This is a genomic window from Alteromonas sp. KUL150 (genome assembly GCF_009811475.1).
Classification (GTDB): domain Bacteria; phylum Pseudomonadota; class Gammaproteobacteria; order Enterobacterales; family Alteromonadaceae; genus Alteromonas; species Alteromonas gracilis.
Genome location: NZ_BLIJ01000029.1, coordinates 14485 through 36805, shown reverse-complemented (window position 1 = coordinate 36805; position 22321 = coordinate 14485). Strand labels below are relative to the sequence as shown.

The window sequence follows — 22321 nt, the reverse complement described above, 5'->3', positions numbered from 1 at the left end:
GGTGCTTTTTATAATTTAAATTTCGATTCTAAGGCATCTAAAAGTCGGCCGTGGATCCCTTCGAAGCCGCCGTTACTCATTACAAGTACGTGATCGCCTGGTTGTGCTACGTTACAAACACCTTGAACGATCTTCTCGACTTCTCTAAAGCAATGAGTCGGGGCGCTGCTATGGGCAACGGAATCAACAAGTGACCAATCCATTCCCTCTGGCTCGTAAAGATAAACCTCATCGGCTTTCTGCCACGAATTTGCTAACGTATCTTTGTGAACGCCCATTTTCATCGTGTTTGACCGAGGTTCTAGCACAGCCAGAATACGTGCATTACCCACCTTTTTGCGCAGTCCATCTAGTGTGGTTGCGATAGCGGTAGGGTGGTGTGCAAAGTCGTCATAAAGGGTGATGTTGTTTACTTCACCTTTTACTTCCATGCGGCGTTTAACATTCTTAAAAAATGATAAGGCTTCTATGGCATCCGGTAAGGTGACACCAGCATGGTGAGCTGCGGCTATGGCCATTAAGCCGTTGTCTACATTGTGCTGACCTACCAAAGGCCATGAGACGGTTCCTGCAGTAACGCCGTTATGCACTACGTTGAACGCACTGCCGTCTTTTTTGAGCAGTTCAGCATGCCACTCTTTGCCTAGTAATTGGCGCGACGACCAGCAGCCTTTCTTGAGCATATCTTCTATAGCAGGTGTATTGTTTGGCGTAAGAATAAGTCCGTTTTCAGGTACCATTCGCACTAAATGGTGGAACTGGGTTTGAATAGCAGCAAGGTCAGCAAAAATATCCGCATGATCAAACTCAAGGTTGTTGATAACCAAGGTTTTCGGGCGATAGTGCACAAATTTCGAGCGTTTGTCGAAAAATGCGCTGTCGTACTCGTCAGCCTCTATCACGAAAAAAGGGCTTTCACCCACGCGTGCTGATACGCCAAAGTTTTCTGGCACGCCGCCAATTAAATAACCGGGATTAAGACCCGCGTGCTCTAAAATCCACGCGACCATGCTGCTGGTGGTCGTTTTGCCATGGGTACCAGACAGCCCAATTACCCAACGATCTTTGAGTAAGTTATCAAGCAGCCATTGAGGGCCGCTGGTGTAGGGTAAATTGCGATTTAACACGTATTCAACGGCGGGGTTACCGCGCGACATGGCGTTACCAATGACCACAATATCTGGGGCTGGGTCAAACTGGCTCTCGCCGTAACCTTCGGTAAGCTCAATGCCTAATGCTTCGAGCTGGGTGCTCATTGGCGGATAAACGTTTTTATCTGAGCCTGTAACTTTGTGGCCGAGTGTTTTGGCAATGGCGGCAATGCCACCCATAAAACTTCCACAAATGCCTAAAATATGTACATGCATAGCGCATTCCCAATGAATTTTCATGTTATCGGGGTACTTTATCAGAACCCTGCAACCTATAGATAATTCAATTTTTGTATTTAAACATATGCGTCATGCCTTTAAATTACGCTCACCTCAGGACATCTGCGGGATGCAAACTGGTATGGTGTGTGTATGTCATTGAACTGGTATGTTCCACTTCGCAGTGAACACGGTTACAATCTAACCGCAGGTATAAAAACCTGTGCGTGCTTGCTAATAAAAAAAGCCGGTAAGGAAAGCTGAGCGATGGCTAGCACGACACCCTACACACGAAAAAAAGGCTTACATTCAATGAAACGTTTAAATTCCCAATTGCAACAAGACGGTGCACCACTTGAGTTAATTCTGCTCATTCGTACACTGCTAGCGGGCTGTAAAGAAATTTCTTTCCGCGTGAGTCAAGGCGCACTTGCTGGCGTGCTCGGTTCAACTCTTTCAGAAAACGTACAAGGCGAAACACAAAAAAAGCTCGACGTTATCTCTAACCACATTTTAAAAGACACGCTAAGGGAATCTGGCTACGTTAAAGCCATTTCGTCTGAAGAAGAAGACGACGTAGTTCCATGCAATCCAGAAGGTAAGTACTTAGTGAGCTTCGACCCACTTGATGGCTCGTCAAACACTGAAATTAACAGTCTCATCGGTACCATATTCTCAATTGCTCATGCGCCACAGTGGATGGAGCCAGACGATCCGTCAGCTTTCTTGCAGCCTGGTACACAGATGGTTGCAGCGGGATATGTGCTTTATGGCCCGTCTACAATGTTAGCGCTGACGACAGGTCGCGGTACCCACATTTATACACTTGATAAAACCCACGGTGGCTTCCTGCTGACTCACCCGAATATACAGGTGCCTGAGCAAACCTCAGAATTCTCGATTAATGCGTCGAATCAGCGTCATTGGGAACCGGCAATGCAGGCGTATGTTGCCGATCTGCTAGCAGGTAAAGAAGGTCCACGTGGTAAAGACTTTAATATGCGCTGGGTAGCTGCCATGGTGGGCGATATTCATCGTTTGCTTTGTCGTGGCGGTATCTTTATGTATCCATTCGACAACAGGGACCCGTCGAAGCCAGGTAAATTACGCTTGCTCTACGAAGCCAACCCAATGGCGTTTTTGATGGAACAAGCCGGTGGTAAAGCAGAAACCGGTACTGGCCGAATTTTAGAAGTAATGCCTGAAGAAATTCATCAGCGTGTACCGTGCATCATTGGCTCTAAAGACGAAGTTGATATGTGCTTGAGCTACAACGACAACGCGAAGTAATGAAAAAATGGCCCGTTAGGGCCATTTAATTATTAAAAAGCGGCAAAATTTAACGAAAAATAAAGAGATTAGTACGACATGGGTCGTAAAGCGTTTTTATTTTGCTGCTGTCACCGTATACTTACGACCAAAATTTTTAATCCATTACTGAAAGGACCTAAGAATGAGCTTGAGTGCTATTTCTGCTGGTAAAAACGTACCAGATGAAGTGAATGTAATCATCGAAATTCCAGCACACGCTGACCCGGTGAAGTACGAAGTAGACAAAGACACAGGTGCGCTATTTGTTGACCGTTTCATGGCAACTTGCATGCACTACCCAACTAACTACGGTTACGTTAACAACACATTGTCTGAAGATGGCGACCCAGTTGACGTACTAGTTATGACACCTTTCCCACTGCTTGCAGGTTCTGTAATTAAGTGTCGTCCAGTTGGCGTATTAAACATGACTGACGAGTCTGGTAAAGATGCAAAAGTTCTAGCGGTACCAGTAGACAAGCTTTCTACTATTTATCGTGACGTAAAAGAGATTGCAGACGTACCTCCGCTTCTTCTTAAGCAAATCGAGCACTTCTTCGAGCACTATAAAGATCTTGAAGAAGGCAAATGGGTGAAAATTGACGGTTGGGCAGACGCTGCAGCTGCAAAAGAAGAAATTACCGCAAGCATCGCGCGTTTCGAAGCAGAATAATTCACGCTGCTTTAAATTGATGATACAAAGGGCTGGTGCAATACCAGCCCTTTTTGTATGTGGCTAAAAAGTGAAGATTGAAAACGACAAGCCAAAGCCGATACAAAAAAGAGAAAAAAATACTCAACGATAGAGAGCAGTATGATCCACCATAAATTATCCATGACTTCATTGTTTGCTGTAATAATGATGGTTGTAACTTTCAACGCACTGGCAGATGAAGCGCCTGTCAAAGCTCCTGTAGAAGTATATTGGGAGGACCTAGTGCCTGAAGGCTTTAACGAACTCGCGCCGCCTGCTGTTCAGCACAATGGTGAGATGAGTCAGCTTCAGCCTGACGCGCCGATTGTCGATACCTTTGATGGTAAACGGGTGAAAATCCCAGGTTTTGTTGTGCCGCTAGAAGGTACGGCAGAGCTAACCACCGAGTTTTTACTTGTTCCATATTTCGGAGCCTGTATTCACGTGCCACCGCCGCCGTCTAATCAAATAGTGTACGTAAAATTTGAAGAAGGTGTGCGCATAGATAATATTTACGACGCGATCTGGGTAACCGGCGAATTATCGACTGACGGTTGGAAAGGCGATATTGCGTCTGTTGGTTACCGATTAAAAGGTGAGATGGTTGAGGGGTTCTAAATAAAGAATATTCCGACTACCTCCAGCTTCACGGGCTTCTTGGCGTAGAGACTTCACATAAGCAATGCGCTAACGTTATGAAGAGCTAAACGTTTTAAAAAAGGACATCAGGTGTTTACAGGATTATCAGCGTTTCCCATTACTCCATTCAACCAAGAAGCTATTGATTACAAAGCACTTCAAGGGCTTGTTGAGAATTTAGCTTCGGCGAACGTAGATTCAATTTGCGCGATAGGCTCTACTGGGCTGTATCCTTATCTAACGCGAGAGCAAAAGTACGACGTAGCCAAGCTCGCCGTCGACCACGCAAATGGGATTCCTGTTATGGCAGGCGTTGGGGCGCTGCGTACCTATGACGTGCTAAAAAACGTTGAAGCTGTGCAGCAAGCAGGTGTTAATGCTGTGTTGTTGGCACCGGTATCCTATCAAGTGCTTAATGAAGAAGAAGTGTACGGCCTATATGAGGCAGTGAGTCACGAGGTATCTGTGCCTATCTGCGTTTACGAAAATCCTCGTGTGACTAATTTTACCTTCAGCGATGATTTGTATCGCCGCATAGGCAAATTACCGAATATCGGGGCGATTAAAATACCCGGTACTCCGTTTGCCAAAAGCGCAATGGATAATAGTTCCAGCAAGGATATCCCACCCTCTGAAGCAAGCAGTAGCGAAGGCGCTCGTCGATTAGCATCATTACGAGAGATAATGCCTGCACACATTGCTATAGGCGTGAGTGGTGATAGTTTTGGCGCAGCAGGAATGAGTGAAGGTTGTGACCTATGGCTCTCTGTTATAGGGGGAATATTTCCGCGAACCGTAATGCGTATTATCGACGCCGCTCAGTCTGGTAATGCTGTGGATGCACAGGCTCAGTCGCAAGAGTTAAACGAAATATGGAGTATGTTTGCGAGCAATGGCGGCGGTTTGCGTGTGGTTGCTGCCGCGGCAGAAATTTTGGGCTATTGTGAAACGCCTAGCTTGCCTGCCCCCTTCTTACCTATCGACAAGAAAGAGTACAGCGAGCTGGAACGTATTATCGCGCAGTTGTCGTTAAGTTAGCCCTGCGTATATATCTGCTCAGCGCGGTTAAACAGAAGCCACGACGTTAAAATGTACTTGTCGTTACTTTTTGGAATTTGGCCGCGGTGTGTGTGAGTAAAATAGGCAGGCGCAATCACCATTCTGCCTGCTTTGGGCTTAACCGCGCGGTTTTGATAATAAAATTCCGTCTCGCCGCCTTCTTCCACATCATTTAAGTAGTACATAAACAGCAACACGCGGTGCAGCGCATCGTTATGTTGAAGTTGTGGATAGACTTCTGAATGCCAGTATGGGTAGCCACCATTGCCCGCGGTGTAGCGCTGTGCATTTACATCGCCAATCCGAAACAGGTAGTTCACCAAATTCGCCAAATTGGGTTTACCCACTTCATCAAAATTTTCACCTGTTACTTTCACCGGTTCGCCGGTTTTAGGGTGGCGTACGGTTAAGCCAATAGGCCCAACAAGCGCAAAATAGTACTTTTCAATGTAGGAGACCAGCTGCTGCCCAGTGTGCTGCATCACTTGCTGAAATAAGTCTTTAAACTCCGGGTTGCGGCTTATCGACACATCCATGCTGCGTTTTTTATCTAAGTCGACGCCGCCGCCAGTACGGCCTTGAGACAAATTAGGGCTGCTTTCAAAGCGTTCCATGAGTTGTTTGCACAGCTCCGGTGGTAACACATCATCAATAACTTCAATTAAATCGCTCATGGAGACCTCGTACTGCGCTCTGTTACTTAGTTGGTATTTCTTTAAAGTGTGACTGTAGTTCTGATTTCACTTCATCCGGTATAGGCGCAGAGCGCTGTGTTTTATAGTCAAAATGTACCATGGTGGTCACGCCGGTTGAGCAAAGCTTGTCGTCTTGCCATACCTCTTGAAATATATCGAATGCACTGTTGCCTAAACGGCTAACGAAGGTTTTTACCGTTACCGGTTTGCCGTAAAAAATTTGAGCTAAAAAATCGACCTTATAACTGGCTAAAATTAACGGCCAGTTATTTAAGTCTAGTTCAGGGGTGAACATTCTGAAAATAGGCTCTCTGGCTGCTTCAAACCAAGTAACTAACGCCGTATTGCTAACATGCTGTAAGGCATCGGTTTCACAAAAGCGCACGTCAAATGATTTAACTAATGGTGCTGAATGGCTCATACTTCTTAGTAGGGTTCGTTGTTTATTTGGTTTTCACTTTAGCATTATGACGCGGGTATTTCAGTGATTTATCAAAGACCATGTAACTCAGTTGGAAAACATTTTTAACACCTAACCAAAAAAGGCGAGTTCAAAAACAAGTTGATTTATGAAAACTTTTGCGCAAATATTTGCGTAATTGATTTTATGTAATGAATCGTAAAGGTATTTACCATGATCAGAAGCCCTCAGTTTGGCGCGATACTATTGCGTGCTAGCGAGCTTATTGCAACTCAAGGTCAAGAGGTATTTGAAGCGCTTAATATTAGTCTGCCTGCAAATCGTATTTCTCTGGTACTGGCGATTCATACTCAAGGGCCTCTTTCGTCAACTGAGTTAGCAAGCCACATCGGTCTTTCACGTCAACTTATTGAAAGTCGATTGAAGCAAAGTGTTGCAGACGGCTTTTTTGTTTCTGTGCCCGATGAGCGAGATTCGCGGAAACGCGTATACGATATTGCACCTGCAGCGAAGGCCGAAGCGGTGCAGATAGTGGAGATAATGCAAGAATTTGAAGACGTATATGATGCCCTCTGGAAAGAAATAGAGGTAAATCTTGAAGCATCACTTAAAACGATGGAACAGGCGCTAAAAAAACAATCACTTCTTACGCGCTTAACTGAACAATTTCCTCATCACTCCAATTCATAATAGGGAACATTATGATTTATCGAATTATTATATTGCTGTCATTACTCCATCCGCTAAGCAGCTGCGCACAAAGCCAGGGTTTCAATACGAAAGAAAGCTGGCAAGCTTTTGTTCAAACTGTTGAAGACAACTACGCCTACTTAGATACGGCGCCTACCGACTGGGAAGTTTTAAAAGCGTATTATCAACCCCTTGCATTGAGCGCCACAACGCAAGAGGAATTTGTCGATGTATTGCAGGTGGTGAAGCAGTTTTTTATCGACCCGCACTTTAACGTATCACCGCTTAATGAGGCAGACTACAGCGTCACGCCAACGGGTTCTGATGTTTGGGTGGAAAAGCAGGGTGATGACTTTGTTATAACACGTATTAAAGCGGGCAGTGCTGCTGCCAATAGCCAGTTAGCCTTAGGTGACGTGATTGTGGGTATAGACGGCGAGTCTACTGAAGCCGCAATACATCACGTTTTTGGAAACACATCACTACCGCTTACTGACGCACACAAAACGTGGGCGGTTAACGTGGCTTTAGGTGGGCGTCGCAATCAAGGAAGACTTATTGAAGTGGCGTCTGATTTTGATGATGCCAAACGCGTGCAATTATCAGCTAGTTACGATGCTATTAATCTACTTCGAACAAAAGCTCCTCTGGTAGTTAAGCAGAAAGAGGAAATAGGGTACATCCGCTTTAATAATAATCTAGGTAATTCTGAAACCGTTCGTGCGTTCAAAGAAGCTCTTGAGTCACTTGAATCAACACAAGGGTTAGTGATTGACCTGCGCAATACGCCGAGCGGGGGAAACACTGGCGTAGCTGAGCCTATCTTGGGGCACTTTGTAAATGCCAAAACCGCATATCAAGGTTACAGAATTCAAAATGCGGGTAAACCCTATCAAGAAGCAGAGCTACACTTGGCCCATGTTACCCCTTCATTACCTTATTACAGTAAGCCAGTAGTGGTACTCGTTGGTCATTGGACCGGCAGTATGGGAGAAGGTATGGCTATTGGCTTTGATGCCATTGGTGCAAAGGCGGTAATCGGCACACCCATGGCTGATTTGCTTGGCGGGATAAATCAATTTCAATTACCTGATTCGACCATAACTTTAGAGCTGGGTTTTGAACGTCTTTACCATGTGAACGGCTCATATCGAGAGGACTTTGTGCCCCAGGCGGTATCTTGGGACGGGCATACAGCCAGTGACTCAGAATTAAATGCTGCAATAGCTCTGTTAAAAGCAATATAGCTCAATTACATACAAAGCTAGAAAGCACTTTAGTATTTACTTACAATCCGCTTCTAACTTTTTGAGCGAACATACTATGACTGCGATTGGGATTGACTACGGTACATCAAATTCTGAGGTTGTGTATTTTGATGGAACGGCCCATCAGCACATCAAACTTGACCCGTTAGATAAGAAGGGCAATAAAATCCGTTCTTCGGTGTTCATCTATTTTGAAGATGAACTGCCGCCGCCTCCTGATGCCATGGTTGAAGCGAAAGTAGCGCAGTTACAGCGCGTTATCAGTGAGCAAATAGATAAGGCGAAGGACGGCTATTATTCGGCAAAAGATCCAAAAGAACAGGCGATGTACAGCGACCGTATCGACTCGCTGCGCGGTGATTTGCACAACAAGCCTGCACTACAGCGTAAAGCGATTGCACAATTGATGCATGCCATGTCGCTAGACGAAATCCCTTTGCTGCGCTTAGTAGAGCACGGCCAGTTTGCGTTTGGTGAAGAAGGGTTTAGGCGCTTTCTTAAAATGCCGGACAAAGGCCGTCTAATTTATTCACCTAAGAACTTTCTAGGCGCCTCGCTAGACGGTGACCAAAAACAAGCATTCATCGGTATTATTGCTAAGCAGTTGGCGTACTTTAAACAGTGTGCAGAGCAGCAGCTAGGCAAGGCTGTTAATAATGCGGTTATTGGCCGTCCAGTTAAGTTTCACGGTACCCGTGGTGAAGAAGGGAACGCGCAGGCCATTCAAATAATGACTGAAGCGGCGACGAAAGCCGGGTTTACAGGGGTTAATTTCCTAGATGAACCTATCGCCGCGGCGTATAAAATTGAGCAAACCCTACCAAGGGATACCACTACGCTGATTGTAGATATTGGTGGGGGTACCACGGATATTTGCTGTATTAAGCTTTCTCCCGAGCGCTCCAACCAGCTTGATCGCAAAGATGATGTTCTGTCGGTAACAGGCAGACGTTTAGGCGGTATGGATTGCGATAAAAGCTTGGTGCTTAAGGCTATTGCCCCAGAAATGGGAATGGGCCTTAAGATGATTAACGGGCTTCCTGTTCCGCCCACGTACTTCTCTGATATGTGTGCGGTTGATAACATTCCTGCACTCACCCGCTTTTTCTCTGACGATTACGGGTTAGATATTTCTCAAACCATGTCTGTGATTAAAGAGCCTGCCCAACTAGAACGCTTGCTAATTGTTCAGGAGAACAAGTTGTCTGCCCGTGTAGTGAATTCGGCTCGACTAGCCAAGGAACTACTGTCGAGTAAGCAGAATATCACCTTGCCGCTACACTATATCGAAGATGATTTTGATGTGGAGATTTCGCAAGAGTCACTTAAAAAGGCGTTAAAACCTTGGCTTGATAAAGTGAAAGCGCTAGTGGTGGAATGCTTGGAAAACAGCAGTGAAAAGCCAGAAGTGGTGATGATCACAGGTGGTATGAGTTTATCGCCAATCGTGGTTGATGCGCTATATGAAAACCTACTTACCGGTTTACCTCGATTAGAGAATGACGCTTTCAACTCGGTGTGCGAAGGATTAGCTATTCAAGCGGCGAAACACGCGTAAAATCGCGCACTTTGTTTAGATAAGAAATGCTAAGCCTTAGCGTAGTAACCCATACTACGCTAAGGCTTTTTTGATCAGTGCTTAAGGATATTGTGTTCTTTTAGATAAATCGCGATGGCCTCAGGCGACTCGAAGGCTTTTAACAGCATTTCTTGTGCGCGTGCTTTCACATCATTGTCTTCTGATGATGAAAGTAGGTGATACCATGTTTTCACTAAGGCTAATGGCGGCGTTTGGTTCATTAGTTGTCGCTCCAGCAATTCTTACTGCAAAAATACACAAAAATCATCGTAACGTATGATTTGCCAATACAAGCTCTGACCAGCAAGGAAAAACGTGTAAATAAACGTCAACGCGCACTTCTTACAAGCTGTTGTGTAAATTACACAGCAACAAAATAGAAAACGAGTGCGCTCTACGCTAACGGATTTACCTCGTTACCGGCTCAAGCTTGTGTGAGCATGGGTTTCAGGAACCGACCTGTATGTGAAACTTCTTGTTGTGCCACATGCTCAGGTGTTCCCTCTGCAATAATCTGGCCACCTCCGGATCCACCTTCAGGTCCAAGGTCAACAATCCAGTCTGCGGTTTTAATCACATCTAGGTTATGCTCAATAACCACAACGGTATTACCGTGATCGCGCAGTCTGTGAAGGACGGCTAATAACTGTTTAATATCGTGGAAGTGCAACCCGGTGGTTGGCTCATCCAAGATATAGAGTGTTTGCCCAGTGTCTCTTTTTGACAACTCTTTCGCCAATTTCACGCGCTGCGCTTCACCACCTGATAACGTAGTGGCGGCTTGGCCTAGTCGAATATATGACAAGCCTACGTCCATGAGTGTCTGCAATTTACGTGAAATAGCCGGAATAGCATCGAAGAACTGACGGGCATCTTCCACCGTCATTTCCAACACTTCGTGAATGTTCTTATCTTTGTACTTTATCTCAAGGGTTTCACGGTTATAGCGTTTGCCCTGACACACGTCACAAGGCACATATACGTCTGGCAAAAAGTGCATTTCCACTTTAATTACACCGTCACCCTGACACGCCTCACAGCGACCGCCTTTCACGTTAAAGCTAAAGCGACCAGGCTTGTAACCCCGTGAACGCGACTCTTGAGTGCCGGCGAACATTTCACGAATTGGAGTGAAAATGCCAGCGTAAGTCGCCGGGTTAGAGCGGGGTGTTCTGCCGATAGGGCTTTGATCAATATCTACCACTTTATCTAGCTGGTCTAATCCGGTCATCGACTTATGCGGCGCCGGTTCAGAAGTGGTCGCCTTGTTCAGCTCGCGCTGCGCAATTTTGTAGAAGGTGTCATTAATCAGCGTTGATTTACCCGAGCCCGATACACCGGTTACACAGGTCATTACACCAGTAGGTATACGTAAATCAACAGACTTCAAGTTGTTGCCGGTAGCGCCTAAAAGCTCTAGCCACTTGTCGTCTTTTACCGGCGTGCGTGTTGCAGGGATATCTATTTTCTCTCTGCCAGATAAGTATTTTCCAGTAAGTGAGTGTTCACTGTTTTTGATATCTTCAAGCGAACCTTCGGCGATAATCTCACCACCATGCACACCCGCCCCCGGGCCGATATCTACAATGTAATCGGCTTCGCGAATGGCATCTTCGTCGTGCTCTACAACTAACACGGTGTTACCTAGGTCGCGCAAGTGCGTAAGCGTGCCAAGTAAGCGTTCGTTATCCCGTTGATGAAGACCGATAGAGGGCTCATCCAGCACGTACATAACGCCCACTAGGCCTGCGCCGATTTGACTTGCCAGTCGAATGCGCTGAGCTTCACCGCCCGATAGAGTATCGGCGCTGCGCGACATCGAAAGATAGTTAAGACCTACGTTTACCAAGAAGCGCAAGCGGTCCATGATTTCTTTCAAAATCTTTTCGGCTATCTGAGCACGTTGACCTTCAAGTTTTAGTGTCTCGAAGAATCCATACGCATCGGCAATGGACATGTCAGCAATGGCTGGCAGATTGGTGTCTTGTATAAATACATTACGTGCTTCAACACGCAAACGCGTGCCGTTACAGCTGCTGCAGTGCTGCTGGCTTAAATATTTTGCTAGCTCTTCACGCACCGAATTCGACTCGGTCTCGCGATAGCGACGCTCCATATTAGGGATAATGCCCTCAAATGGATGCTTACGCTCCATCACGTCGCCACGCTCGTTTATGTACTTAAATGACAGCGACTTGCCTTTAGACCCGTAAAGCACAATATCTTGGTGCTTTTTATCGAGCTCTTCAAATGGCGCGGTAAGGCTAAATTTATAATGGTCTGCTACTGCCTGTAGCATTTGGAAATAGTAATAGCTGCGCTTGTCCCATCCGCGAATAGCGCCGCCAGACAAACTCAATTCGGTATTGCCGACTACGCGTGCAGGGTCAAAGAACTGCCTTGTGCCTAAGCCGTCACAGGTAGGGCAGGCGCCCGCAGGGTTGTTAAATGAAAACAGGCGCGGCTCTAGTTCGCTAATGCTGTAACCACAATGTGGGCAGGCGAAATTAGCAGAAAACACAATTTCTTCTGCGTCTTTATCGTCCATATCAGCCACAACCGCGTTACCGCCAGCAAGGCTGAGCGCCGTCTCGAACGATTCCGCTAAACGCAGCGCCATGTCATCGCGCACTTTAAAACGGTCGACCACAACTTCAATGGTGTGCTTCTTGTGCAAATCGAGAGGCGGCGGATCAGATAGATCACACACTTCACCGTCGATACGCGCGCGAATAAAGCCTTGAGCAGAGAGGTTTTGCAGCGTCTTAACGTGCTCGCCTTTACGATCTTTAACAATAGGTGCTAGCAGCATTAGCTTGCTGCCCTCGGGCATCGCTAATACTTTATCGACCATTTGGCTGACCGTTTGTGCATCTAGCGGCACATCGTGGTCAGGACAGCGTGGCGTGCCCACTCGCGCGAACATCAAACGCAGGTAGTCGTATATTTCAGTGATGGTACCCACCGTTGAGCGGGGGTTATGCGATGTTGATTTCTGCTCAATGGATATTGCTGGTGATAAACCCTCAATATGATCAACATCTGGTTTTTCCATCATAGATAGAAACTGACGGGCATAAGCAGACAAAGATTCAACGTAACGACGCTGACCTTCTGCATATAGCGTGTCGAAAGCAAGAGACGATTTACCCGAGCCAGAAAGGCCGGTTATCACCACCAGTTTGTCTCGTGGCAGTGTTAAATCGATGTTTTTCAAGTTGTGGGTGCGAGCACCGCGAATTTCGATTTTATCCATTGAAGCCTAAATGAGAGAAAAAGAATCAGTATGCCATAGGTGTCAAGTAAAGTGATATGACATTCAAGTTATACTGTAAGCGGAGTAAGCAGATCACCTCACGGACATAAGCTTACGGTTAGTTCTCGCTTAACGTCATTGCAAAGTGGTGATTTTATCCCCACTTTTAAACCCCTAGTAAGAAAAAGGGTAGTGCGAGAGGGCTAAATCTACCTCGCGAGCAGAAGAAAATACCAATTGTATTATGCTACACTTCGCGACCTTATTCTTAATGCAGCAGAAACAGGTGTTCTCTGCGCGCTTTTTTGTTTTTTGATTTTATCTATTGAGGGAAACAGACGCTTTGAACGCTTTGGAATTACGCGCCGCGCTTGCACTCGCCTCCGTTTACGTATTACGCATGATGGGGCTGTTCATGGTTATGCCCGTGTTGGCTGTAGCCGCAATGGACTACCCAGATTACTCGCCGCTGTTGGTAGGGCTTGCCGTGGGTGGATATGGCCTAACCCAGGCTGCGCTGCAAATTCCTATGGGCATGATGTCTGACAAATGGGGGCGTAAACCCGTTATTTTGCTTGGACTTGCTGTATTTGCATTAGGTAGCTTTGTAGCAGCAAACGCCGACAGTATGGCCATGATGATTGTTGGGCGTATTCTCCAGGGCGCTGGGGCTATTGCAGGTGCGATAATGGCGCTGGCTACCGATGTCAGCCGGGAAAGTCAGCGTGCCAAAGTGTTAGCTATCATAGGCATAGCCATTGGCTTTTCATTCTATTTAGCGGTTATTTTAGGGCCACTTATTGCTAACAGCTACGGGCTTACCGGTGTGTTTGGTATTACTGGTATTTTGGCGATTCTTTGTATGCCGCTGGTTAAATGGGTAGTGCCAAACGGTGTGCAGTTGAGCAGTGGCGATACACTGCCACAAAAAGACCAGCTGAAGCGCTTAATCTTTTCCTCTCAGTTATGGCGTTTAAATATCAGCGTGATGATTCTACATATGATGATAACGCTGTTGTTTGTTCAACTGCCCGTAACGCTACTGAACTTTGATATGACGCTAGACAGTCACTGGACGGTTTACTTACCCGTTCTAGGCGCGTCTATTGTAGGTCTGATTATAATGATGGGAGCAGCAAGGGGCCGTACGCCTAAATCACTCCTTGTAACTGGTGTGGTATTAATGGGCGGCGCGTTTTTGGCGCTGAGTCTAGAAGACCATAGCTGGTGGTGGGTTTGTGCTGCCGTAGTACTTTTCTTTACCGGCTTTAATTATTTGGAAGCGAATTTTCCTGCATTGGTGTCGAGCATTGCGCCTGCGGGACAAAAAGGAACGGCCATGGGCCTCTACGCTAGTTTTCAATTTTTTGGTGCGTTTTTGGGCGGTGTAATTTCAGGTTTAGTCACAGATATTTGGTCGCAAGAGTTGGCTTATGGCATTGGCGCTGCTAGCACTTTGCTTTGGCTGTTCATTATTTTTGGGGTTAAAGAAGTGAGCCGCGTTAAGCGCGTAATGATGCATGGTGAATTTAACGGTTCAAATGTTTCCACTATCGAAGCTGAATTGATGTTAGTACCTGGTGTATTAGAAGTGACACTAAACAGTCAAAATAACGCGGTATACCTGAAAGTAGATCGTGATTTCGATGCAGTTAAAGCGCGAGACGTGTTGTCAGCATAATTGCTCATCGCATCGCAACCATGAAGGGCTAGCACTACACCATTTTAAAAAGGAAGCGAACACCATGATTGACCTAAGCCGCTATAAAGCCATTATTTTTGATATGGATGGCACTTTGGTCGATTCTATGGGGGCGCATATTGATGCATGGCAGCTTACGTGCACCGCGTTTGGCTACCCTTTTGACCGAGACTATCAATACAGTTTAGGTGGTGTTCCTACCTTTGAAACCGTACATCTTATGAATGCCAAATATGGCAAAAACCACGATCCAACAGAGGTTGCTTCATATAAAAAACAGGCTTTCGAAGGGCTAGATCATGTGCCAAGGCTTATTCAAGATACCCTTAACGTGTTTAATCACTATAAGGGAAGTATGCCCATTGCTGTGGGGACGGGCTCAGATAGGCAGCACGCGCAAATGGTGTTAAATGAGCATGGCTTGCTAGCCCAATTATCTGCGCTGGTTACAGCCGATGACGTCACTCAAGGTAAACCTCACCCTGAAACCTTTGTGCGTGCGGCAGAATTAATGGATGTAGCACCACAGCATTGTGTGGTGTTTGAAGACACCGACATGGGCCGAAAAGCGGCGGTTGACGGCGGCATGGCGTGCTTTATGGTCGATAATGGGCGGCTTATCTACTAAATCTTACGCTGAGTGAGCCTTCGAGCTTAGCGCTAACGCTAAATCAATCGCGCTCACTCTATAATTTCTTAGGCTTATACCGCCTCCATTTCGCCGAGCGCATCGCTGCAATTATGCAGTAGTGAAGACTTAATGCGTTTGGTGGCATCATCTATGGCCGTTTTCATTGCATCAATGGCAATTTGATTACTCTGTTCTTCGCTGATATTGGCATTCACATTCATGCTTTGCCCTCTAAAGGTTGTAGCAGGTGAATACTCATCCGCATAGTCTGGCTTATACCTTACCTTAAGCACAACGGTGGCAACCATATTACTTCCCAAGCTTTTTATAAACGCTCGGTTTAATACCACTTTTACGCTATTAGCTGCTTCAATATCTGGACTAACGTTCATATCCTCTAAGCTTTGTTGTAACAGCGTATAGAGCGTATCTTCCGTTACATTACTGTTCCCAACTAATAGGTCCTTGCTCGAACGTATATCGCTCAGTTCAGCTAAGTTTATAGGACATGCTTTCGCTTTAGACATAGTTAGTTGGTAGTCTTTTCTTTGTGATGCAGGAATTAACGACGAGTCCATCTCAGGCGGAGTCGATTCACAGGCAATCAGCAAAGGTAGGGTGCAGCAGGCAATAAAAAGTCGCGCTGGTGATTTAAGGCAAGGTATAGAAAATATTTTACTTTTCATTAAATTATTTTTGTTTTAAGCAGATAGATTATGCAAGTAATATTGACCGAGTATAAGTAAGTTTGTTCCGCTAAGAAATAGAACAACTGTTGCAAACTGTTACAGCTCGTTTAGCCTAAGTGAGGAACGGTCCATTTTGCTATACGGATTTTTTGATAGCGACACGACCACTAAGCTTTAATAACCAAAATATAAATTTCGCCATAACCATTCAACACGGACAGTTCTTAAATGATGACTTTTAAAAACGCAGTAATCAGTGTAGTCGCCAGTGTGTCACTCATAGGGTGTGCGATTAACGTGTCGCCGTCGGCCTTTTTTTATCAAGATGCTCAGCAAAAGCCCCTCGATACCACAAAGCTGCATGCCGCTATTCAAAAAGATAAAACCTCGGCGGGCATAACCCGTGTTGAAATAAAAAATGAGACAGGATTAACCTTAAGAGGGGTAGCCGTGTCTTATCCCGATCCTATCGTTAACATCGTTTTCTTTGCAGACAATCGTATGCCTGTTAGCGAGAATAATAGTGTTATTCATAGGTTGGGTAAGCTGCCTGCCAACATTCTGTGGCTCGATTATCAGGGAGTTGGGGCAAGCGATAAAGCTAAGGACTTAAGTATTAACGCGATTAAGCAAGACGCGTTGACACAGTTTGATTATGTACAGAGTGCTTTTGATGGCTCAATCCCCACCGTTGTTCATGGTCGAGGTATAGGTAGCTATTTTGCAAGCTATGTTGCTGCAAATAGAAAGATCGACGCTTTGGTGTTAGACGGTGCTTTCAACAACATTTCTGATTTAATTGCCAACATGGTGCCGGGTTTCTCTAATTCTTTCACAAGCATGAAACTTCACGATGAAGTTCATAGTATGCAAATTGCTCCAATCTTACGTCATTACGAGGGGCCGCTTTGGCTGGTGGTAGGTGAAGAGGACAAAATAACGCCTTACCCAATTAGCCAACAGTTGTTAGAAGACGCATCAAGCAGTGAGAAGTATATTTCTGTTATTCCAGGGGCAACGCACAATGCAACGCTAAAAAGCGATTATGCCATACAGGAGTACAAACAATTTTTAGCTAGATTTGCTCAGTAATTGAAACCTTACACGCTGTGGATAAGTGGTGGAAAACCTTGTTGGTAAGTCTGTTAATAGCCATATAAAACAATAGATCACGATCTCACTGTTGCTTTCTGGTCGGATCACGAAATATCAGTTAAATCAAGCGCTGTAGAGCAATTACTTCCGATCTTAATCTTTTTTGATCGTAAAGCTGTGCAGGATCAGGCATTTTTCCTCATTGGGGATAAAAATCTGAGGCGAAACGATCAAGTGGTTATTTTTGTCAATAGTTTCATGTCATGAAATTTTTAGAACACAGTTGCACAGTAATACATCGAATTACGATTAATCGTCCACCAAACTGGCTTATAAGTGATTAAAAAAATACCCGCATTGGCGGGTATTTTTTTAATCTTATCTATTTCGTATGAAAAGCGAAGGACTATACCCTTACCATTGAGTCTCGTTTTACTACAGTGGGTGTATACTTAAATGTTAGGCCTTCTTCTGGTTTGCTTCCCGATGCATACTTCAACGCAAGCTCCGCCGCTTTTGCAGCCATCATTTCTACGGGATAACGCAGGGTAGTTAATTTAGGACGACAATACTTTGCTAACAGTACATCATCGTATCCCATCACAGAGACTTGTTCTGGAACTGAAATACCATGGTCTTGCAACATGGTCATTGCTCCGGATGCCATCGCATCGTTGTAGGCCAAAACCGCAGTGAACTTTGCGCCTGTAGCAAGCAAGTTTTGCATTGCTAGTTCGCCCCCTTCTTGGTCTGGGGTGGCGTATTCAATCATGCTTTCAGGCAAACTTAAGTTGGCGTTATTAATTGCGTTTCTAATACCTTCTAATCGGTGATTAGGGTCGTCAATGCGATACTGACTGCTTATCACCGCAACATGTTCGTGACCTTGGTTTATAGCATATTCAGCCATAAGTCGGCCGCCGGTTACGTTGTCTAACCACACACAACGATTCGCAATTTCTGGTATATAGCGGTTAATTAAAACAAACCCAGGAACTTGGTTTGCAAAGCCGATAAGAGTTTCGTCATCAAGTGCTTTGCTATGCACTACCATAGCTTCTACACGATGTTCTAAAAGGGTTTCAATTGCACGAAGCTCCGTCTCTTTTTCAATAGAGCCGGCACTTAACAGGATTTGCACATTGTTCTTCCGGGTTATTGACTCAACGCCGTGGGCCAACATAGCGAAAAACGGGTCATGGAGCTCAGCTATGACAACACCTAAAGACGCACTGCGTTTGGTTACAAGGGCCCGAGCATTTGCGTTAGGACGATAACCCATCTCTTCCATGATCTTTTTGACGCGCTTGCGAGTTTCATTGCCCACTTTAGGGCCATTATTAATAACTCTTGATACGGTCGCCAGTGAAACCCCTGCGGCTTGGGCGATATCTTTTATAGTTGCCATTTTCTTTCAAACTTCGTTTTTAGTGCGTGGAGGGTCGTAAGACCTGGTTGTCATAGCGTACATTATATTTACAAAAAAAGATAAAATTCTAACTATAACCTTGTGTTGTCTTTCTTAGTATAAGGAGCCAGTTCGAGAGGAGGAAAAAGACTATTAAGCGAAGTGGTTTTACCTTTCATTATTGTTGACCAAAGCGCTGTGAAAAAGAGTGGAAAACGTATAACCTCCTTGGCATTCTGATAAATTACATTATCCATCAATGTATAAAAATATGTGGTAGGTTGGGAGAGCGCCAATTTACTAAGCATGTTTTAAGGTAAAAATTTTGTTATGAAAATAAACGTATCTGCTTTTGGTGAAGTAGCAGGCGAAGTCGTAAACGCCTTTACTTTATCTAACGACAACGGCATGTCAGTTACCTTGCTCAATTACGGCGGAATTATTAAAGAGATTCAGGTTCCGAATGCAGAAGGCGAACTGGTGAGTTGCGTTCAAAGTTACAACACACTGCAAGATTATATTGACGACCCAAGTTATCGTGGCGCTATTGTAGGTCGCTATGCAAACAGAATAGGCCACGGCACATTTACCTTAAACGGTGTTCAATACGCGTTAGACAAAAATGGCGGAGAGCATAATCTCCATGGTGGACCAGCAGGCTTTCACAAAAAAGTATGGGCGGCAAAAAAGCAAGAATCTGATGCCAAAGTTAGCGTTACTTTTACCTTAACTAGCCCAGATGGTGAAGGTGGCTTTCCTGGTACTGTTAACGTTGAAGCCTGTTACTCCCTCAATCAGGACAACGAATTATGCCTTGTGATCACCGCAAACACGGACCATGAAACCCCACTGAGTTTTACACAACATGCTTATTTCACATTGAGTAATGACGCTAAGGTTGGTAATACGCTGTTGCATATAGATGCCGACAAAGTAACAGATGCTGATACCACTTTATTGCCAACAGGGGACTTGGTCGATGTCGCCAACACGCCCTTTGACTTCACAACGCTAACGGCCATAAAACAAAGAGCAGAACAAATTAATTCCCACCCATTGTTCGACCGGGTAGGAGGTTACGACCATAATTATGTCTTGCGCAATGCGCCGGAGCATAGCCCCCAAGCAATAGTAAAGGCACTTGATACAGGTATTACTATGGCACTATTTACTAACTTGCCTGGACTGCAGTTCTACACCGGTGGGCTTAAGAGTGATGATCAGCTTGGTGCCCTGTGCTTAGAACCCCAGCACTTCCCGGACGCACCCAACAAGCCTGAGTTTCCAAACTGCTTTGTTAAGCCAGGAGAAACGTTCACGGCAAGCATGCGATATAAGTTCAGCGCGTAGTATTAGTGGATAAACGACAAAAGAAAATTATTTGTTATTAATTTAACAATTAATTTTCTTTGTTCCGTAATTGATAAACATAGACGCTTGCTATATCATTATCAGGGTAAACGTTTAACCCTATTTGATGTTGCGCATTTCGGCGTAGCTGGCTAATTCAGAGAGAGTGATTATGGGAACCCCTTTCGACCCTACCAACGATCCACATCGCCGTTACAACCCTTTGTTGGGTGAGTGGGTGTTAGTGTCGCCTCACAGAGCTAAGCGCCCTTGGCAGGGAGCGTCTGAAGAACCAAATAACGAACAAAAGCCATCTTATGACTCGACGTGCTATTTGTGCCCGACTAACACACGGGTGAATGGTGAAGTTAATCCAGACTATAAGGGTACGTTTGTTTTTCAAAACGATTTTGCAGCCCTGAAGCAAGATACAGAACAAGCGAGTGAGAAAAAGGGGCTTTTCCAATTCGAGACTGAGCAAGGCTGTAGCCGCGTCATTTGCTTCTCCCCTGACCACAGTAAAACACTTCCTGAACTTTGTGACGAAGAACGCCTGGAAGTCGTGAATACATGGAAAGCGCAAACCGCTGAGCTTGGTGAAACCTATCGCTGGGTGCAAGTTTTTGAAAACAAAGGCTCGATGATGGGGTGTTCGAATCCTCATCCTCATGGTCAGGTTTGGGCTCAGCAACATGTGCCAACTGATCCGGCGAAGAAGGTCGTGCAGCTAAAGCAGTACTTCGGTGAAAACGGCACGCCTATGCTGTTAGACTATGCCGAGCAAGAAGTAGCAAAGCAAGAGCGAGTCGTTTGTCAAAATGATGATTGGGTTGTAGTTGTACCATACTGGGCCGCTTGGCCTTTTGAAACGTTACTTTTACCGAGATTTGACGTGCAATCCATGCACATGCTTTCAGATTCTCAGTCACTATCTCTTGCTAAGATCATTGGCGAAATCACAACTAAGTACGACAACTTATTTGATACATCTTTCCCATATTCCATGGGATGGCACAGTGCCCCATTCGATAGCGAAGCGCACTCAGAGTGGACGCTACACGCGCATTTCTTCCCGCCACTTCTGCGTTCAGCAAGTGTCCGTAAGTTTATGGTTGGGTACGAAATGATGGCAGAGGCACAGCGAGATTTGACCCCTGAACAAGCGGCAGACAGATTAAAAGCACTATCCACAGTGCACCATAAGAAACGTGAGAATGCGAATGGATAATCAAGTACTTTCTTCTAAATTTGAAACGCATTACGGCGAGGCGCCAGCGTTAATTGCACATGCGCCGGGGCGAGTAAACATTATTGGTGAGCACACCGATTACAATGAAGGTTTCGTATTTCCTGCTGCAATTAACTTTGGAACATGGGTTGCGGCTAACAAGCGCGAAGATAATGACATCGTGGTCACTGCGATGGACTATGAAAACCAGCAAAATAGGTTCTCGCTATCAGAAATTAATTACGACGAAGAGCAGGGGTGGGCTAACTATGTTCGCGGCGTAGTAAAAGTACTAAAAGAGGCCATTCCAGATTTTGGTGGCGCTAATTTACTAGTAACGGGCAATGTGCCACAAGGCGCAGGATTAAGCTCTTCGGCATCGTTTGAAGTGGCTATATTAAAAGCGTTGAGTGCGCTGTATGAGTTACCCCTTGATGGCGTAAAGGCTGCACTGTTAGGCCAGAAAGCAGAGAACACGTTTGTTGGCTGCTCATGCGGAATTATGGACCAGTTAATCTCTGCTATGGGTAATGAAGGTATGGCAATGCTGCTTGATTGCCAGTCGCTAGCCATTGAGCACTCACCACTACCAGACTCGCACCAAATCGTCATCATCAATTCGAATGTTAAACGTGGTTTGGTTGACAGTGAATACAACTTGCGTCGTCAGCAGTGTGAACAAGGCGCGTCCTTGCTGGGTGTGTCATCGTTACGCGAAGCAACTATGGAAATGCTAGAAGGCGCTAAAGCACATATGCCAGAGGTGGTTTATCGCCGCGCGAAGCATATTGTTACCGAAAACGCTAGAACACTGGCAGCAAGCCAGGCGTTAAAAACTGGCGACATCGAAACGGTTAGTGAAACCATGGCGCAATCTCACATCTCCATGCGTGACGACTTTGAAATTACCGTTCGCCCAATCGATTACTTGGTTGAGATCATTGGTGACGTGCTGGGTAAATCTGGAGGTGTTCGCATGACTGGAGGTGGATTCGGCGGCTGCGTTGTAGCCCTTGTACCTACCGACAAAGTCGACGCGGTGAAGCGCGTGGTTGCCGACAAGTACTTTGATGAAACCGGTTATAACGCTGATATCTATGTATGTACGGCTACACAGGGTGCATTCGCCTGATAGTCGAACCAGATAGAACCTAATGCACAAACCTCTCCCCTTTCTAAACAATCCTATTCTTTAGAATTGTTTGTGTCCCTTAAGCCGCATCCATTGGTTGCGGC

20 protein-coding genes are annotated in these 22321 nt (G+C 45.5%); 13 read left to right on the top strand and 7 right to left on the bottom strand.

The window, feature by feature from the left end; all coding sequences use genetic code 11:
- Positions 1-8: 8 nt before the first annotated feature.
- Positions 9-1367, bottom strand: coding sequence for a UDP-N-acetylmuramate:L-alanyl-gamma-D-glutamyl-meso-diaminopimelate ligase (gene mpl, locus GVO62_RS06320; protein WP_159118229.1), 1359 nt, complete (start codon positions 1365-1367; stop codon positions 9-11).
- A gap of 315 nt (positions 1368-1682) precedes the next feature.
- On the opposite strand from mpl, the gene GVO62_RS06315 reads away from it, so the two are divergent.
- The 4 genes from GVO62_RS06315 (at position 1683) to GVO62_RS06300 (ending at position 5052) form a co-directional block, all read left to right on the top strand.
- Positions 1683-2660 carry a class 1 fructose-bisphosphatase gene (locus GVO62_RS06315; protein ID WP_159118228.1) on the top strand — a complete coding sequence of 326 codons (978 nt, stop codon included), beginning with the start codon at positions 1683-1685 and terminating at the stop codon, positions 2658-2660.
- Between the two features lie 163 nt (positions 2661-2823).
- Positions 2824-3354 carry an inorganic diphosphatase gene (gene ppa / locus GVO62_RS06310; RefSeq protein ID WP_014947861.1) on the top strand — a complete coding sequence of 177 codons (531 nt, stop codon included), beginning with the start codon at positions 2824-2826 and terminating at the stop codon, positions 3352-3354.
- 141 nt (positions 3355-3495) lie between these two features.
- Positions 3496-3993, top strand: a complete 498-nt coding sequence (locus tag GVO62_RS06305) for a DUF3299 domain-containing protein (RefSeq protein WP_159118227.1) — start codon at positions 3496-3498, stop codon at positions 3991-3993.
- Between the two features lie 111 nt (positions 3994-4104).
- Complete coding sequence (locus GVO62_RS06300; protein ID WP_159118226.1) at positions 4105-5052, top strand: dihydrodipicolinate synthase family protein; 948 nt, start codon at positions 4105-4107, stop codon at positions 5050-5052.
- On the opposite strand, the gene GVO62_RS06295 is transcribed toward GVO62_RS06300, so the two are convergent.
- Positions 5049-5747, bottom strand: a complete 699-nt coding sequence (locus GVO62_RS06295) for a 2OG-Fe(II) oxygenase (protein ID WP_159118225.1) — start codon at positions 5745-5747, stop codon at positions 5049-5051. The genes GVO62_RS06300 and GVO62_RS06295 overlap by 4 nt on opposite strands.
- Positions 5748-5769: 22 nt before the next feature.
- Complete coding sequence (locus tag GVO62_RS06290) at positions 5770-6189, bottom strand: acyl-CoA thioesterase (RefSeq protein WP_159118224.1); 420 nt, start codon at positions 6187-6189, stop codon at positions 5770-5772.
- Between the two features lie 213 nt (positions 6190-6402).
- On the opposite strand from GVO62_RS06290, the gene GVO62_RS06285 reads away from it, so the two are divergent.
- The 3 genes from GVO62_RS06285 (at position 6403) to GVO62_RS06275 (ending at position 9705) form a co-directional block, all read left to right on the top strand.
- Positions 6403-6879, top strand: a complete 477-nt coding sequence (locus GVO62_RS06285) for a MarR family winged helix-turn-helix transcriptional regulator (protein WP_159118223.1) — start codon at positions 6403-6405, stop codon at positions 6877-6879.
- Between the two features lie 11 nt (positions 6880-6890).
- Positions 6891-8126, top strand: coding sequence for a S41 family peptidase (locus tag GVO62_RS06280; protein ID WP_159118222.1), 1236 nt, complete (start codon positions 6891-6893; stop codon positions 8124-8126).
- A gap of 76 nt (positions 8127-8202) precedes the next feature.
- Positions 8203-9705, top strand: a complete 1503-nt coding sequence (locus tag GVO62_RS06275) for an Hsp70 family protein (protein ID WP_159118221.1) — start codon at positions 8203-8205, stop codon at positions 9703-9705.
- A 74-nt stretch (positions 9706-9779) separates the two neighbouring features.
- Here the strand turns inward: GVO62_RS06275 and GVO62_RS19340 are convergent, their stop codons facing one another.
- Together GVO62_RS19340 and uvrA are read right to left on the bottom strand one after the other, a co-directional pair.
- Positions 9780-9947 carry a hypothetical protein gene (locus GVO62_RS19340; protein ID WP_012516741.1) on the bottom strand — a complete coding sequence of 56 codons (168 nt, stop codon included), beginning with the start codon at positions 9945-9947 and terminating at the stop codon, positions 9780-9782.
- A gap of 203 nt (positions 9948-10150) precedes the next feature.
- The gene (uvrA, locus tag GVO62_RS06270; protein WP_159118220.1) at positions 10151-12982 is read right to left on the bottom strand and encodes an excinuclease ABC subunit UvrA; all 2832 of its coding nucleotides are present in this window, start codon (positions 12980-12982) and stop codon (positions 10151-10153) included.
- A 343-nt stretch (positions 12983-13325) separates the two neighbouring features.
- Here uvrA and GVO62_RS06265 point away from each other — a divergent pair, with 343 nt between their 5' ends.
- Entirely contained in the window at positions 13326-14663 is a 1338-nt protein-coding gene (locus tag GVO62_RS06265) for an MFS transporter (RefSeq protein ID WP_159118219.1), read from the top strand.
- Positions 14664-14727: 64 nt separating this feature from the next.
- Positions 14728-15312: an HAD family hydrolase gene (locus tag GVO62_RS06260; protein WP_159118218.1), complete on the top strand. Its 585-nt coding sequence runs from the start codon at positions 14728-14730 to the stop codon at positions 15310-15312.
- Positions 15313-15386: 74 nt separating this feature from the next.
- Here the strand turns inward: GVO62_RS06260 and GVO62_RS06255 are convergent, their stop codons facing one another.
- On the bottom strand, positions 15387-16001 hold the full coding sequence (locus GVO62_RS06255; RefSeq protein WP_159118217.1) for a hypothetical protein: 615 nt from the start codon (positions 15999-16001) through the stop codon (positions 15387-15389).
- Between the two features lie 231 nt (positions 16002-16232).
- Between GVO62_RS06255 and GVO62_RS06250 the strand changes: the two genes are divergently transcribed.
- Entirely contained in the window at positions 16233-17096 is an 864-nt protein-coding gene (locus GVO62_RS06250) for an alpha/beta hydrolase (protein ID WP_159118216.1), read from the top strand.
- Positions 17097-17505: 409 nt separating this feature from the next.
- Here the strand turns inward: GVO62_RS06250 and GVO62_RS06245 are convergent, their stop codons facing one another.
- Positions 17506-18507: a LacI family DNA-binding transcriptional regulator gene (locus GVO62_RS06245; protein ID WP_014996928.1), complete on the bottom strand. Its 1002-nt coding sequence runs from the start codon at positions 18505-18507 to the stop codon at positions 17506-17508.
- 330 nt (positions 18508-18837) lie between these two features.
- Between GVO62_RS06245 and GVO62_RS06240 the strand changes: the two genes are divergently transcribed.
- The 3 genes from GVO62_RS06240 (at position 18838) to galK (ending at position 22217) form a co-directional block, all read left to right on the top strand.
- Positions 18838-19857: an aldose epimerase family protein gene (locus GVO62_RS06240; protein WP_159118215.1), complete on the top strand. Its 1020-nt coding sequence runs from the start codon at positions 18838-18840 to the stop codon at positions 19855-19857.
- A 172-nt stretch (positions 19858-20029) separates the two neighbouring features.
- Positions 20030-21085, top strand: coding sequence for a UDP-glucose--hexose-1-phosphate uridylyltransferase (locus GVO62_RS06235; RefSeq protein ID WP_159118214.1), 1056 nt, complete (start codon positions 20030-20032; stop codon positions 21083-21085).
- The gene (galK, locus tag GVO62_RS06230; RefSeq protein ID WP_159118213.1) at positions 21078-22217 is read left to right on the top strand and encodes a galactokinase; all 1140 of its coding nucleotides are present in this window, start codon (positions 21078-21080) and stop codon (positions 22215-22217) included. Before GVO62_RS06235 ends, galK begins: the two co-directional genes overlap by 8 nt.
- The last annotated feature ends 104 nt before the right edge of the window (positions 22218-22321 follow it).